The 15575-nt window shown below is 70.9% G+C and carries 9 protein-coding genes and 3 pseudogenes; 7 read left to right on the forward strand and 5 right to left on the reverse strand.

The window, feature by feature from the left end:
• Nucleotides 1-16: 16 nt before the first annotated feature.
• From OV079_RS22240 to OV079_RS60620, 3 genes and pseudogenes are all read left to right on the forward strand, one after another.
• On the forward strand, nt 17-1219 hold the full coding sequence (locus OV079_RS22240; protein WP_267770868.1) for a hypothetical protein: 1203 nt from the start codon (nt 17-19) through the stop codon (nt 1217-1219).
• Nucleotides 1220-2172: 953 nt separating this feature from the next.
• Nucleotides 2173-2529: pseudogene (locus OV079_RS60615) on the forward strand (N-acetylmuramoyl-L-alanine amidase); the annotation flags it as partial.
• Between the two features lie 140 nt (nt 2530-2669).
• Complete coding sequence (locus OV079_RS60620; RefSeq protein ID WP_476703782.1) at nt 2670-3173, forward strand: golvesin C-terminal-like domain-containing protein; 504 nt, start codon at nt 2670-2672, stop codon at nt 3171-3173.
• Nucleotides 3174-3230: 57 nt separating this feature from the next.
• Here the strand turns inward: OV079_RS60620 and OV079_RS22255 are convergent, their stop codons facing one another.
• Nucleotides 3231-4124, reverse strand: coding sequence for a hypothetical protein (locus OV079_RS22255; protein ID WP_267770871.1), 894 nt, complete (start codon nt 4122-4124; stop codon nt 3231-3233).
• Nucleotides 4125-4553: 429 nt separating this feature from the next.
• On the opposite strand from OV079_RS22255, the pseudogene OV079_RS58335 reads away from it, so the two are divergent.
• Nucleotides 4554-5107, forward strand: a pseudogene (locus OV079_RS58335) (DsbA family protein).
• A 119-nt stretch (nt 5108-5226) separates the two neighbouring features.
• On the opposite strand, the pseudogene OV079_RS22260 reads toward OV079_RS58335, so the two are convergent.
• Together OV079_RS22260 and OV079_RS22265 are read right to left on the reverse strand one after the other, a co-directional pair.
• Nucleotides 5227-8337 (reverse strand): annotated as a pseudogene (locus tag OV079_RS22260) (efflux RND transporter permease subunit); the annotation flags it as partial.
• A 33-nt stretch (nt 8338-8370) separates the two neighbouring features.
• Nucleotides 8371-9624 carry an efflux RND transporter periplasmic adaptor subunit gene (locus OV079_RS22265; protein ID WP_267770873.1) on the reverse strand — a complete coding sequence of 418 codons (1254 nt, stop codon included), beginning with the start codon at nt 9622-9624 and terminating at the stop codon, nt 8371-8373.
• Nucleotides 9625-9866: 242 nt separating this feature from the next.
• On the opposite strand from OV079_RS22265, the gene OV079_RS22270 reads away from it, so the two are divergent.
• From OV079_RS22270 to OV079_RS22280, 3 genes are all read left to right on the forward strand, one after another.
• Complete coding sequence (locus OV079_RS22270; RefSeq protein WP_267770874.1) at nt 9867-10649, forward strand: serine/threonine-protein kinase; 783 nt, start codon at nt 9867-9869, stop codon at nt 10647-10649.
• A 68-nt stretch (nt 10650-10717) separates the two neighbouring features.
• A complete protein-coding gene (locus tag OV079_RS22275) occupies nt 10718-11587 on the forward strand; it encodes a serine/threonine-protein kinase (protein ID WP_267770875.1) in 870 nt (289 codons plus the stop codon).
• Nucleotides 11588-11595: 8 nt separating this feature from the next.
• Nucleotides 11596-13629, forward strand: coding sequence for a carotenoid oxygenase family protein (locus OV079_RS22280; protein WP_267770876.1), 2034 nt, complete (start codon nt 11596-11598; stop codon nt 13627-13629).
• Nucleotides 13630-14076: 447 nt separating this feature from the next.
• Here OV079_RS22280 and OV079_RS22285 read toward each other — a convergent pair whose 3' ends face one another.
• Nucleotides 14077-14391 (reverse strand): hypothetical protein, encoded by a 315-nt coding sequence (locus OV079_RS22285; protein WP_267770877.1) that lies wholly within the window; start codon nt 14389-14391, stop codon nt 14077-14079.
• Nucleotides 14388-15014 carry a hypothetical protein gene (locus tag OV079_RS22290; RefSeq protein ID WP_267770878.1) on the reverse strand — a complete coding sequence of 209 codons (627 nt, stop codon included), beginning with the start codon at nt 15012-15014 and terminating at the stop codon, nt 14388-14390. The genes OV079_RS22285 and OV079_RS22290 overlap by 4 nt, the downstream gene beginning before the upstream one ends.
• Nucleotides 15015-15575: the final 561 nt, after the last annotated feature.

Raw genomic sequence — 15575 nt, forward strand, 5'->3', positions numbered from 1 at the left:
CATCCGCCGCCCTCGCATGACGCAGGCGGCGCTCCTCCTCGCGGCGCTCCTCGCCGCTCCCGCTCCTCCGGCCACCCACGCGGTCCCGCCGGCCGCGGCCGCGCGCGCCCCGACGCTCGTCGTGCGCGCGCGCGGCCTCGACGAGCGGGCCCTCGCCGACGCCTTGCGGCCGCGCTCCGGCGGCGCCGACGTCGTCTTGCTGCGCGACGTCGCCAGCGTCGACCCCGACCACACCTTCGTCGACGTCGAGCTGCAGGCCGGCGAGTTGGCCGTCACCGTCATCCTCCGCGACGGCCGCGTGTTCGTCCGCCGCGGCCCTCGCGGCGGCCCTCGCGACGCCGCCCGCCTGTGCGCCTCGATGCTCGCCGCCATCGCCGACGACGCCCTCGCCCCGCTGCCCGAGCGGGCCGCCAGCCCCGCGCTCGCCGCGACGCCTGCGGAACAGGTCCCCGAGGACATGTCCTCGGAGACTGGAGAGCCGCCTGCCGAACCAACCGCCGAGCCCCTCGCCGCCTCGCCGACCCCCGACCCTCCGCAGCCCGTCCCGCCTCCGCCCGCGCCTGCTCCGAAGGACATGTCACCTCCACCGCTCGCCGACGACCTCGTCGAGCCGCCGCCCGGCGCCACGCCCTCACCTGTCCTCGAAGACAGGCGCCCGATCCTCGGCCTCGGCCTCGCCGGCGGCCCGCTCTTCGGCCTGGGGCCCGACCCTGGCGTGCGGGGGGGCGGCGGCGAGGTCCGCGTCGATCTCCGCGGTTCGCGGCGCTGGCTGGTCACCGCCGGGGTGCGCGCGGCTGGCCACACCGCCGTCGGCATGGGTCCGGAAAGTCGTGAAGAGCGGTTCGGGCTCGCGCGCGTGCGCGTCAGCCTGGGCGCGGGTGCGTGGCTGACTCGCGGCCGGTTCGAGCTGCGCGCGACCGCGAACCTCTCGGTCGAGCCGTGGTTCGTGACTCGCGCAGGTCGTCGCGTCGAGTTCGGTGAATCGACCGATCCGGCCCCGCTCCTCGGCGGGCACATCCGTATCGCCCCGACCTACGCCGTCACGCGTCGCCTCGACCTGGGTGCGTTCGCCGAGGTGGCTGCCAGCGCGACCCCGACCGGCAACGCCGTACGCGTCCGCTTCGGCGAACCACGAATCTTCACACTGGGCGGCGTCGAGGTGAGTGTCGGCGTGGAGCTACGCGTGCGAACGTGGCCGAAACCGACAAAACAGCGCTAGACGGCCCGCGCTTGCGAACGTCCTGCGGGCCTTCTGCATTCGTAATCCATCCGCGAAGTCCGGCGACGGTCAACGTCGGCGAAGAGGTCGGCGAAGGCCGTCCAAGAAGTGACGTGGACTACGGCCCCCGCGCATTGCGGGGTCGTCAGGCCTTCGTCACCCTCTTGTTCTTGCGGAGACATTGGCCTATAGCGGCGATGATGCTGCGGACCGTCTGTACACGCACCCTCATGATACTCCCCCTGCTCGCGGTCGCCTGTGAAGGCGACGACGGCGGGCGCTTCGAGGACGAGACCGGCAATCAGGGCATCGACGTGCCCGATCCGATGGACCCGCCGGAGGCCGACCCGGGCGAGTACCTCGAGGGCATCGACGGCGAATTCATCCGCGCCTCCGAAGAGTTCGGCGTCCCGGTCTCGATCCTCAAGGCCGTCGGCTTCGTCGAGTCGCGCTGGGAGATGGTCGAGGGCCAGGTCGAGTTCGAGGGCCGCGACGCGGCGTTCGGCACCATGGCGCTGCGCGGCGTCAACCTCGAGCGCGCGGCCAAGCTGCTCGGCGTCGAGGTCGAGGAGATCAAGACCGACCGCGAGACCAACATCCGCGCCGCTGCGGCTGTCCTTCGGGACATGGCCGACGCCGAGGGCATCGACCGCGACGACCTCGGCGCGTGGGCCCCGTCGATCGCCGCCATGGCCGACATCGGCGACAAGGCCGCCTCGATCGCCTACATCCACTACGACGTCTACGGCGTCATCAAGAACGGCCTCGTCGTCACCGACAACGACGGCAACGTGATCTCGGAGATCCAGCCCGAGCCGACCGTCGAGCCCAACTACGACGGCACGGGCGGCCCGGTGCTCGCCACCAACCCCGACTACCCGGGCGCGATCTTCCGCGCCGCGCCCACCTCGAACTACGGCAGCCGCGCCGCCAACAGCACCGGCAAGGTGCGGATGGTCATCATCCACTCGTGCGAGGGCGCCTACTCGGGCTGCTGGGGCTGGCTGGTCAACTCGCAGTCCAAGGTCAGCGCCCACTATGTGGTCAAGGAGGACGGCTCGGAGATCTCCCAGCTCGTCAAGGAGGACAAGCGCGCCTACCACATCGCCGCGGCCTACAAGAAGAGCCTCAACGGCGGGCAGGAGCCGCAGCTCGAGGGCGTCAGCAGCAACCACTTCACCGTCGGCATCGAGCACGCCGGCTTCGCCAAGCAGGCCAACTGGAACGCCAACCTGATCGAGCAGTCGGCCAAGCTGGTGTGCAACATCACCAAGCGCCAGGGCGTCCCGATCGACAAGTACCACATCGTCGCGCACGGCCAGCGCAGCCCAACAACCGCATCGACCCCGGCCCGAACTGGCCGTGGGCGACCTACTTCAACAAGATCACCGCCGCGTGCGGCGGCCAGCCCGAGGACCCGCCGCCGGTCGAGCCCGATCCGAACGACCCGGTGCCCGAGCCGGAGCCCGATCCCGAGCCCGATCCCGAGCCCGATCCCGTCGACCCGCCGCCGCAGGGCACCGACCCGGCCGAGATCATCATCGACAGCGCCAACGGCAACAACAACGCCGCGCTCGCCAAGTTCAACGCCTCGGCCAACTGGGCCGCCACCGCGTCGACGCCCGGCTTCTACGGCAGCAACTACCTGTTCGCCTCGGTCTCGCCGATCAGCGACGCCGCCGAGTTCTCGTTCTTCCTCAACAAGGGCGGCAGCAAGAAGGTCGAGATCTGGTACACGGCCGGGGCCAACCGCGCCCCCGACGCGCCGATCGTCGCCTTCGACGCCCAGAACAAGAACCTCGGCACCGTGAAGGTCAACCAGCAGGCGGGCGGCAAGCAGTGGGTCGCCGTCGGCACCTTCAACTTCACCGCCGGCTGGAACAAGGTCGCGGTGTCGCGCTGGACCACCGGTAACTTCGTCGTCATCGCCGACGCCATCCGGATCAGCAACTGATCCGGGCGGCGCTCGCCGTCGTCAGGCCCGCCTGCGCCGCGCGCAGGCGGGTCTTTTTCATGTGTCGAAGTCGTAGTCGACCGAGTACTCGACGCACGCGTCGGCCGGCGCCTGGTCGACGCGGATGAACAGCCGCGCGTTGTTGGGGTTGAGCAGCCCGCAGCCGAGGTTGAAGTTGAGGTTCATGACGCCCTCGCCGCAGCAGCCCGGGTGGCCGCCGCTCGGCGACTCGGTCTCGGTGGTGCCGTTCGGGCAGTTGAAGTCGGCGGTGCCCTGGTCGCAGTCGGCGAACACGCACAGGCGCACGTCCTCGCTGGCGGTCAGCGTGTGGCGCGTGTTCGGTCCGACGATGCAGAGCCCGTTCCACACCCCGTGGTACGAGAACCAGTCGATGTCGTCCTCGCCGTCGAGCACGCCCTCGACCGTCTCCGCCATCGCCCCGCAGCCCTGATCGCCGAGGTCGATCGCGTTCGCCTCGCTGTTGTTCGGCTCCGGCCCCGGGTCGTCGCACGTCGCCCCCTCGGTCGTCGTGTCCTCGCCGGTCGACGTGCTGCTCGTGCTCGTCCCCTCCGTCGTCCCCTCCGTCGTCGTCGTCCCCTCCGTCGTCGTCACGCCGTCCGTGCTCGTCGAGGTCGGCTCCAGCGTCCCGTCGCTGTTGGAGTTCGAGCCCCCGCCCTCGCACTCGCACATCCCGTAGCTCTTGCCGTCGGCGTTGCACTCCTGCGAGCCCATGTTGCCGTTCGGGCACGTACACCCGGCGCTCGACCCCGGCACGCACAGGTCGTCGCTCTGGGTCGTGGTCGGCGTGGCCGTCGTCGACGTGTCGGTGTCGGTGCCGGTGCCGGTCTCGGTGCCGGTTTCGCTGGCGCCGTCGGTGACGCTCGGCAAAGGGTCGGCGTTGCACGCCGCGGCCGTCAGCGCGGTGAGAAGGACGAAGGGGGAGATCCGCATGCTCTCTCGATTATCACAGCGGCACCGCGGCCACGAGCGCGTCCGTGTGACCCCGCGGCCCACACAGCATTCGAGGGCCGCGGGGCCGCCCCGGTGCGACGAGTTTCGGCCGCCCGAATAGCGGTACTCGACTTCGTCGTCGACGCCGGTGTCGCAGTCGGGCCGCGCGAACTTCGGCGTGCCCGCGTCGCAATCGACGAACACGCACCGCCTCGCCGACCCCCGCACACAGCGCCCGCGAGCCCGCGCAACCGCCTTCGCGGCCTCGCCGAGCGTCCGCATTCGCTGCGCGCGGGGGCTCCCCGCCGCATTTGCAATGCTAACCTCGCCGCATGGCCGACACGATCGAGTTCTTCTTCGACGTCATCTCGCCTTACGTGTACCTCGCCGACGCCATGCTGCCCGGGCTGCGCGCGTCACCCGGACCTCGTGATCGTCCATCGACCGGTCCTGTTCGCCGGCCTGCTCAAGCACTGGGGTCAGCTCGGTCCGGCCGAGATCGCTGGCAAGCGGGTGTTCATGTTCAAGGACATCCTGCGCCGCGCCGCCGAGCAGGGCGTGCCGCTCCGCGGGCCCGCGTCGCACCCGTTCAATCCCCTCACCGCGCAGCGAGCCATCCTCGCCGCCGCGCCGGAGCAGCGGGCCGCGGCCACCACCGCGATCGTCCGCGCCGGCTGGGGCGAGGGCGCGAGCTCGGCGATCCGGCCGTCCTCGTCGCCGCCCTGGACCGCGCCGGCCTGCCGGGCGCCGCCCTCGTCGCCCGCGCCGGCGATCCCGACATCAAGGCCGGCCTCGTCGCCGCGACCGAGCAGGCGATCGCCCTCGGCGTGTTCGGCGTGCCGAGCTTCCTCGTCCGCGGCGAGCTCGTGTGGGGCCAGGACCGCCTGCGCGACGTCGAGGCCATCCTCGAAGGACGCGACCCCGCCACGCCCGAGGCGACGGCGCAGCTGCTGACCCGCCCCGCCTCGGCCAACCGCCGCTGATTCACACGTCGAGCGGATAGTTCTCGAGCGACTCGGGCGCGCGGCGGCGGCGGCTTCTTGCCCTTCACCAGGTCCCACCACGCCCCGATGCCCGCGCGCAGGTCCTCGACCGCCAGGTACAGCGCCGGCACCAGGACCAGCGTGATCCCGGTCGCGAACATCACGCCGAAGCCGAGGCTGATGGCCATCGGGATGAGGAAGCGGGCCTGCACCGACGGCTCGAGGATCATCGGCATGAGGCCGAAGAAGGTCGTCACCGAGGTCAGCAAGATCGGCCGGAACCGGCGCACGCCGGCGGAGATGACCGCCTCGAAGTGGCTGAGGTTGCGGGTGCGGCGGAACTCGTTGGTCGCGTCGATGAGCACCAGCGAGTCGTTCACGACCACGCCCGACAGCGCCACCATGCCCATCATGCTCATCATGCTCAGCTCGTAGCCGAGCAGGATGTGACCGCCGATCGCCCCGACCAGGCCGAACGGGATCGCCGCCATGACGATGAGCGGCTGCACGTAGCTGCGGAACGGGATCGCCAGCAGCGCGTAGATCGCCAGCAGGGCCATCAGCGCGCCGGTCTTCAGGCTGCCGAACGACTCGGCCTGCTCGCGGTTCTCGCCGCCCATCTGCCACGACAGCCCGGGGTACTTCTCCGGCAGCTTGTCGAGCAGCTCGCTCTTCAGCTTGCCGTTGACCATGCCCGGCGTCGCCTCGCCCTCGCGCAGCTCGGCGGTGACGTGGACAATGCGCTTGCCGTCGGCGCGCTCGATCGACGGCCAGCTGCGGCCGCGCTCGATCACCGCCGCCTCGTGGAGCGGCACCTCGCCGCCCTGCGGCGTGCGGATCAGCAGCTCCTCGATGTCGTGCTCGCTGCGCCGCTCGTCGAGCGGCAGGCGGGCGATCACCCGCACCTCGTCGCGACCGTCCTGCTGGCGCAGCGCCTCGGCGCCGAAGAACGCCCCGCGGACCTGACGGGCGATGTCCGTCGACGTGAGCCCGAGCGTGCGCGCCTCGGCGGTCAGCGTCAGGTCGAGCTGCGGCTTGCCGAGCGCGACCCCGTTCTCGACGTCGTGCACGCCCGCGTAGCCGCGCAGCACCGTCGTGACCTCGTCGGCGGCCCGCTCGAGCACGTCCTCGTCGACGTGGCTGAGCTCGACGTCGACCGGCTTGCCGGCGCTCGGGCCCATGTTGGCGCTGAAGTTGATCGTCTTGGCCTCGGGCACCGGCCCGACGCGCTTACGCCACTCGGCCGCGAAGTCGCCGGTCTTGAAGTCGCGCAGGTCGCTCGGCACGAAGAACACGCGCACGTTGGCGACGTGCCCGCCCGACGCGCCGGTCGAGCCGCCGGGGCCCATCACCGGCCCGCGCGAGCCGACCTGGGCGAACAGGCCGCGCAGCACCGGGTCGCCGCCGTACTCCTTCACCAGCTCCTGGGCGTTGCGGACCAGCCGCTCCTGCACGCGGCGGGTCTGCTCGACCGACGAGCCGTAGGGCAGCTCGACCGCCGCGGTGACGACGTCGCCCTCGATGCCCGGCAGAAAGCGGAACCCGATCAGGCCCGACGCGACGTAGGTCAGCGTCAGCACCAGCGTGGCGAAGCCGAGCGTCAGCGTGAAGTAGCGGAACCGCAGCGCGGCGCGGGCGAGCGGCGTGTAGACCTTCTCGACGAAGCGGTCGAGGCCGACCACGAAGCGCTGCTGGAACTTGAAGATCGCGCCGTAGACGCCGCCCTCGGGCTTGGTGAGGTGGCCGAGGTGGGCCGGCAGGATGAACAGCGACTCGACCAGCGAGAAGATCAGGACCGCGATCACGATGACCGGGATCACGCTCATGAACTTGCCCATGAACCCGGGCAGGAAGAAGAGCGGCGTGAACGCGGCGACCGTGGTGAGCACCGAGAACACCACCGGGATGCCGACCTCGCGCGAGCCGGCGATCGCCGCGTCGATGTACGACTCGCCGCGCTGGGCCCGCTCGAAGATGTTCTCGCCGACCACGATCGCGTCATCGACCACCATGCCGAGCACGACGATGAACGCGAACAGCGAGATCATGTTCACCGACACCCCGAGCATCGGCATCAGGAACAGCGCGCCGAGGAACGACGTCGGGATGCCCCACGCGACCCACAGCGCCACGCGGATCTCGAGGAACAGGCTGAGGCACAGCACCACCAGGATGAGCCCGGTCTGCGCGTTGCGCATCAGCAGGTCCATGCGCTGGGCGTAGATCTCGGACATGTCCTGCCACTGGGCGATCTTCACGCCCTCGGGCAGCTGCGCGGTGAACTGGCCGGTCAGCTCGCGCACCGCCTCCGCGACCGCGAGCGGCTTCTGCGAGCCGATCCGATACACACGGATCATCACCGCCGACATCCCGGCGAAGCTGGCCGACTCGTCGGTCTCGGCGAACGTCTCGCGCACGCGGGCGATGTCGCCGAGGCGGACCTCGGTGCCGGCGGGGCCGGTGACCACCGCGATCTCGGAGAAGCCGCGCTCGTCCTCGCGGCGCTCGTCGGTGCGGACCAGGACCTCGCCGGTGGCCGTCTTGACCCCGCCGCCGGGCAGCTGCAGCGACGTCTGGCTGACCTTCTGGGCGATCTGCTCGAGCGTCAGGTTGTGTACCCGCAGCTGCTCGCGCGGGACCTCGATCGAGATCTCTTTCTTCGGCGCGCCGGCGAGGTCGGCCTGGGTGATCCGCGAGTCGCCGAGATAGACGTCGCGGGCCTGCTCGGCGATCCGGCGCAGCACCCGCAGGTCCTGCTCGCCGTAGACCACCATCGAGATCACCTCGGAGCGGTTCGTGACCAGGCTGACGACCGGGCGCTCGGCGTCCTTCGGCAGCGACGTGATGCGGTCGACCGCGCTCTTCACGTCGGCCAGCACCTTCTCGTCGTCGGCGTCGATCGTCAGCTCGGCGTTGATGCGGGCCGAGCCCTCCGACGCGGTCGCTACCACGCGCTTGACCCCGTCGATGCCGCGGACCGCCTCCTCGACCGCGAGGACGATGCCCTGCTCGACCTCGGCCGGGCTCGCGCCGGGGTACGGCACGCTGATCGAGACCATGTCGAGCTCGGTCTCGGGGAACACCTCCTGCTTGACGCGGCCGGCCATCAACAGGCCGCCGACGATCAGGAGGATCATCAGAAGGTTGGCGGCGACCGGGTTCTTCGCCATCCACGCGATCGCGCCGGTGCCTGCGACCATGCCGGACGAACCTGACGAATTCGAGTCCATGGCGCTCCTCGCTGCGTCCGCAGTGTCTCGGGTCTAGAGCTTCTTCGCCGGAGGTTGGTTCGCCGCGATCAGCTCCGGCGAGTCGCCCTCGATCGTCACTTGCATGCCCTCGGTCGGGGTCGCCAGCGGCGTGGTCACGACCGCCTCGCCGGCCGCGAGGCCGCGCGCCAGCACGGTGGTCGCCGAGCGCCACACCACCTCGATCGCGCGCAGCGTCAGCTTGCCGTCGACCACCAGCCACACCTTGTCGTCGTCGACCAGCGCCACCCGCGGGACCTCGGTGGTGTCGACCAGCGGCTGGCCGGCGAGCTCGACCCGCACCGAGCTGCCGAGCAGCAGCGGCAGCCGCGGCGCCGGCACGGCCGCGGCCGGTGCGTCGCTGACCTTTGGGACCTGTCCGTAGAGACCTGTCCCGAGAGGATCGGGCACCGCCACCAGCAGCCGGGCCATGCGGCCGCGGGCGTCGACCTGGCCGAGCAGGCGCTCGACGTAGCCCTCGCGCTCGATGACCACGCCGGCGCCGGCGTCGTGGATGACCCTGGCCGGCGAGCCGCGCTGGCCGGTGCTGTTGACGCCGGGGATCTCCAGGTGCACGAGCTGGGCCACCGGCACCGCGATCTCGACCCAGTAGCGGTCGATCGCCACCAGCGTGGCGAGCTGGGTCTGCGTCGAGACCACCTGTCCGAGCTCGACGGTCGCCTCGGTCACCATCGCGTCGAACGGCGCGCGGACCATCGTCCGCCCGAGGTCACGACGGGCCCGGCCGAACTGCTCGCGGGCGGCTTCGACGTTGGCCTGGGCGCTGCGCACGTGGACGTCTCGCAGCGCGAACTCGCGCGCGTGGTCGGCCAGCGCGTCGGAGCGGCCCTGCCACTCGTATTCGGCGACCGACTTGCGCCCGCGCTCGTCGGCGAGGGCGACCGAGGCCTGCTCGAGCGCGGCCCGCTGCGACGCGACCTGGGCCGACACGTCGCGCGCGTCGATGCGGATCAGCGGGTCGCCGCGGCGGAGCAGGCCGCCCGGCGCGAGGCCGTCGCTGCGCTCGACGACGCGGCCGTTGACCTCGGAGGTCACGCGCAGCTGGTGGACCGGCTTGACCTCGCCGAGGCCGCGGACGGTCACCGGATGGGCTCCGGGCTGCGCCCGTTGCACGACCACCGGCACCGAGCGGCGCTCGCTGGCCACCGCCTTGACCTCGGGCTTCATGCCACGGATGACGCCCATCATCACGAACGCGACGGCGATGACGATGACGATCAGGACACCTTGAGCCAGCGCTCGCTTCATCGTCGGGGGGCTCCCTTGCCCGTGGGGCATAGCGCGGGCGCCTCTGGAAGTACATCGTTTCCTAAGAGCCGGTGACGTCGGAAACCTCCGGTCCGGCGGCGAAACCGGCGCCGTGTCCGGCGGACGCCTCCGCGTGGGCACCGGGGGTTTCTCTTGCGACCGCGGGACGATCTCGCGCCGCCCGGCGCCGCGCTGCGGTAGTCTCGGCGAGCACGCCGAGGGGTCGGGCTCGGGCGACGGACATGACGCGAGACCACGGCGACAACAAGCGCGGCCCCGCCTCCGGGACAAAGTCCGAGCCCGGCGACTGGCGCGACAGCTACGCGGCCGCGTTCCCCGGCAGCTCGGCCGAGGAAGTCACGGTCGACACGCTGGCCAACATGTCGGCGCTGCCGGACTCGTCGCACGGCCCCGACACCGACGCCGAGGACGAGCTGTCGGAGCCGACGCGGCGGCCCGGCTACCTCGGCGAGTCGGCGCGGATCGGCAAGTACGCCGTCCTGCGCCAGCTCGGCGAGGGCGGCATGGGCGTCGTCTACTCGGCCTACGACGAGGAGCTCGACCGCCGCGTCGCCCTCAAGCTCATCCGCCCCGGCCGCGACAACAGCCCCGCCAACCAGGCGCGCATGCAGCGAGAGGCGCGGGCGATGGCCCGCCTCTCCCACCCCAACGTCGTTCAGGTCTACGAGGTCGGCCGCTGGGAACAGCAGGTCTACCTCGCCATGGAGTTCGTGCAGGGGCGCACGCTCGGCAGCTGGCTCAAGGCCCAGCCGCGCACCTGGCAGCAGGTCCTGGGCGTGATGGTGCAAGCAGGCCGTGGTCTGTCGGCCGCGCACCAGGCCGACATCGTCCACGGCGACTTCAAGCCCGACAACATCCTCATCGACGAGCACGAGCACGCGCGGGTCATGGACTTCGGGCTCGCGCGCGCGGCCCCGCGGTCGGAGCCGGGGCTCAGCGCGTCGGGCCTGCGACGCGACGCCGCAGCGGCAGATCCCGGGCGAGCAGCGGCCGCGCCAGCCTGACCGGCGGCGCCGTCGGGTCCGTCGGCGGCGAGCCCGAGCACCGCCACACCTCCGAGCCCGACGAGGGCGTGCCGCTGCCCGATCCGAACCGCACCCACGGCGGGCGGGTCGCCGGCACCCCGGCGTACATGGCCGCCGAGCAGCACGCCGGCCGTCAGTGCGACGACCGCACCGATCAATTCAGCTACGCGGTCACCCTCTACACCGCGCTGTACGGCCACCACCCGTTCGCCGGCGGCAGCCTGCTCGAGCTGGTGATCAACGTCAGCGACGGCAAGATCCGCCCGCCGCCCGCCGACTCGCCGGTGCCCGCGGGCGTCCACGCCGCCATCGTCCGCGCCCTCGACCGCGACCCCGAGTACCGCTTCGCCAGCATGGCCGAGCTGCTCGACGCGCTGAACCGCGGCTCCGGCCGCGCCCGCGACCCCGAGTTCGACCTCTCGGTCGCTCGCCCGCAGCGCGTCATGCTGTCGATGATCATCCCCGCCAGCATCCTGGCGATCACGGTCGTCCTGATCGTATACAGCCCCGAGGGCAGCCTCTTGCCCTCCGCGGCCAGCAACGCGATCGCCGGCGCCGTCATCAACGTGGTCCTGTTCGGCCTCATCTTCGCGTTCCGCGGCTCCTTCTTCAAGAACACGATCAACCGGCGCGTCATGGCCTGGCTGGTCGTCTCCTCGCTGGCGATGCTGGTCCACCGGACGGCCGCGGTCGTGCTCGCCACGCCGGTCGCTACCACCATGGTCAACGACCTTTTGATGCTCGGCGCCATCGCCACCATGGCGGGGATCGCCATCGAGCGCTGGATCTGGTACGCCGCGGGGGTCATGCTCGCCGGCGCCCTGCTGTGCGCCGCCTTCCCGGCGGTCTCCTCGCTGATCCTGGTCGGCTCGCTGGTGGCGGTGTTCCTCCTCGCCTTCCGCTTCTGGAGCCGCTAATCCGCGCCATGTCCATCAGCGCCCAAACCTTCGCCGAGCAGGTCGAGCGGGGCCTCCTGCACGCCTACCACGGCGACGTCGTCGACCACGCCGCGCGCTACGCCGTGCGCACCGGACATTACCCTTCGGACCTGTCCGGAAGGACATTCACCACCGTCTTCCCGTACCAGGCGATCCACGAGCACCACGAGCTCAACGTCAACCCGCACATGCTCACCGCCAGCGGGCGGCTCTTGATCCTCGACCTCGAGCCCCACCGCGACGGCGGCAACGTGTTCATCCGCGCCGCCACCCGCTTCATCGAGAACCAGAGCTGGCACCTGCGCAAGCTGGCCCCCGAGGCGTTCGTCCGCACCGACTTCGCCGAGTTCTCGTGGTTCGGCACCTCGAACCTCACCAACACCTCGCCGATCCCGACCTTCCCGGTCGGCGCGCACGACGGCAAGGCCGGCCGCCGCCTGCTGCTGTCGTACGACGCCGGCCGCCCGGTCGAGGTCTCGCCGAAGACGCTCGAGCACATCACCCCGGTGGGCCGCCCCGGCGACTACCACACCGCCGTCGGCAGCTCGTTCAGCCCGATGATCATGACCACCGGGCACCCGGTGTACGACCCCGACTTCGAACCGGGCAAGCCGCGCCTCCTCTACACCAACATCGTCCCGCGCGTCGCCGACTTCGTCCACGTCAACAAGCCGATCCGCGCCGACCTGTACATCACCACCTGGGACGGCGGCCCCGCCCCGCCGACCCCGCCGCTGCGCGTCACCGTCGACGGCCAGGGCGTGATCCTCGGCCACGCCAGCGTCCACCAGATCTGCCTCACCCGCAATTACCTGGTGGTCTTCAACGCCAACCTGGTGCTCAACACGTCGTCGCTGGTCGAACCACTCACGCCGCTGCTGTGGAAGTGGCTGGTCGAGAGCCGCACGATCGAGGTGCCCCGCAACCTGCGAGTGCTGTACCGCTGGCTGCGGATCCGCCTGCGCGAGGCCACGCCCGACCACATCTGCCCGGTCTACTTCATCCACAAGGACGACATCCGCCGCGCCCTCAAGTCCGGCGCCCGCGAGCTGCCCGCGAAGCGCGTCGACCTGATGTGGGAGCTGACGCATGCGCTGACCGACTACGACGACGACGGCGATGTCGTCACGATCTTCGCCCAGCACAACGTCGGCGCCGACCCGGCCGATCAGATGGAAGCCGGCGACCGACTGATCGGCGGCGGCATCGTCCCCGACAGCCTGCTCGGGATGTTCTCGTCGGCGACCGACCTCAACCAGGTCCGCCGCCACGTGGTCGACCTGCGCCGCGGCACGGTCGAGACCCGCGCGTTCCCCCACCCCGACGACCGCGAACACTTCCCGCTCGGCCTCAACATCCTGCCGCCGCTGCAGATCTCGCCGTACCTGTCGGAGCACGACACGTCGGCGACGCCGAACCTGCTCCGCACGTGCCGCCGCCTCGACGCGACCTACTGGGTCGCCGGCGGCTGGCTGCCGCAGACGATGAGCGCGCGCGTGTTCGCCAACTTCCGCCGCGGCCGCCCCGACGACAACTGGCCGCCCCGCCGCCTGATCCCGGTGCCGGAGTTCATCGAGCGGATCTCCGACCCGCAAAACACGGTCCGCTTCTACCGCCTCGACCACGAGATGCGCCTCGACAGCGCGTACGCGTTCGAGCCGGGGTGGTTCATGGCGGCGCCGATCTTCGTGCCGCGCCCGAACAGCCAGAGCACCCGCGACGGCTACATCGTGGCGCTGGTGTGGGGCCCCGACCACCCCGACATGGAGATCTGGATCTGGGACGCGGCCCAGCCGCTCGACAACGGACCTATCTGCACGCTCGGGCCGGGGCCGCACGAGCAAGGCATCCGCCCGGGGTTCCCGCTGCACAGCGCGTGGGTGGACCGCGGGGGCATCGACGAGTGGGAGCGGCCGCCCTACGAGGTACCGACGATCGAGATGCCGACGTACCTCAAGCTGCTCGAGCTCGGGACGATCGGCGCAGGGGTGCTGCGCCGGCTTTGGCAGCAGGGGCGCTGAGCTGTCCTTAGGGACAGGTAGTATCGCCGACTGCGCATCGAGGGGGTCCGGGAACGGGACTGACGCGGAGGGCGGGGCCTCGATTGTTCGCGTATTGCCGACTGCGCCTCGCGGGGGGTCCGGGGAAGGGCCGGCCGCGAGTTGACCGGCGGATGGGCACTCGTTCCTCGCACCCATCTCGCCTCTAATTCGCGGCCGGCCCTTCCCCGGACCCCCTGGCACGGCTGCAGCCGTGAGAAGCCGACGCGCCGACCTCGGCTTCGTCAGAGAATGTTCGCCAGGCACAGAGCGTGGGGCGCCTGTTCGACGGCCAGGGCTGGCCGCCGAACAGACGCCATCTCGCGCCCTTTCGGCGCGTCGTCTCCGCTCGACGAACCCCCGCCGCTCGACGCGAACGTGCTCCGCCGCCGTCGGTGTCGGTCGTGCTCCGATGATTGCGCGCTTGGTTCACGACCCGGCAGGCAGCGTGTCGAGGGAGATCCGCATGTATTGATACGTGGCGTCGGGCCGCCTGAACTCGACGCCGATCTCGTCGGCATCGACGAATACGACGCGGCGCGGCGCCGACTCAGGCAACCATCGACGCAGCGCACCAGTGGTGACATCTACGACCTCGACCACGGGTTCAGCGGCGTCGAGATCCAGGACCGCCAGCTTGCCGCCGCCCGCGACGATCGCATCCTCCCAGCGCTCGCCCGGGAGCGTGTGGCGGGCCAGGTCGGTGAGTTTGTGCGGGATGAACCGGGACGGCTGGTCGGTCACGGCCGCGGTCCACAGCTCGACGCGATCGACCCACGTCCCCGGGCATCCGCTCTGGCGCCCACGCTCTGGGCCCAGTAGAAGGCGCTGCCGACCCGGTGCAGGTCCGCGACCTCCTCGCCTTCGGGGGCGTGGTGAAGGACCTGCGGGAGACCACCAGCATCGGAGTGCACGAGGATGTTCCGCCTGTCGGCGACGAACACGGTGGAGGCGCCGACGGCCGCACCGCAGCAGGTGGCGGGTCCGTGGAACATCGCCGTAAATTCTCCGCTACGCGGGTCGGAGCGCTGGAGGTCGCCGCGGATCGTGACGAGCGTACGACCGGACAGGGACACCTGGCCGAAGCCGCGGAGGCGCGCCGCAGGTCGATGCCAAGCGGGATCGGGGTGCAGCGGGCCGGCGAGATAGATCCGCGACATTTCCCCGGAGTCGCCCGAGATGTCGACGCCGATCGCCGCGGAGTCGCCGTCGAAGGCGGCATCGAAGAAGTCACAACGAGCGACGTCTGCGATTGTGAGGACGAGAAACGGCGGGCCGTCGAGCGGAGCGAGGGTGAAGCGGTCGTACTCGTCGATCGCCAGCACGACGCCGGCCTCGGTCCAACCCGCGTCCAGACGATACGCCACGCCGTCACCGCCTTCGAGAGCGCGGCAGCCAGCCTGTCCCGAAGGACAGGCCCCCCAGGCGAGGAGGCGACCGTCCGCGGCCGGGTCGACGGCGAGGCCGGCGCCGCACGCGGCGAGGGCCGGGAGGGCGAGCGAGCGTACTTCGGGCGATTCCGCAGCGGGCGGAGCCGGCGGACGTTGAGCGGCTGGTTCCTGCGGGCTGCATGTCGCGAGGACAAGCGAGCCGAGGATGGGCCGGACGCGGGGCATTCAAGGCGATGATACACGCCCGGCTCGGATTGCGGGCGGCCGCAGGAGGTGGCGGGCACCTATCCCCAAAAACGCTGCGGCTCCTGGTTCTCTCGTCCGCTCTGGCACGCGGGCTCGTGGCCGGCGAGCCCGAAAATCGGCTATGCTCAGCGCCCGCTCCCTCATCCAATCCCAGATGAGATTGGACTGATGCACGGTCTTCTTGAAGGGGTTGCTCCCGACGAGCGCCTTCTTGACGTACTGGACCCCCTGGTAGATATCCGTATTGATGGACTCCACGAGCTTGGAGACTCGCCGTCTCGTCCTCCCCGT

Source organism: Nannocystis pusilla (genome assembly GCF_026626665.1).
In the GTDB taxonomy this organism is placed as follows: Bacteria; Myxococcota_A; Polyangia; order Nannocystales; family Nannocystaceae; genus Nannocystis; species Nannocystis pusilla.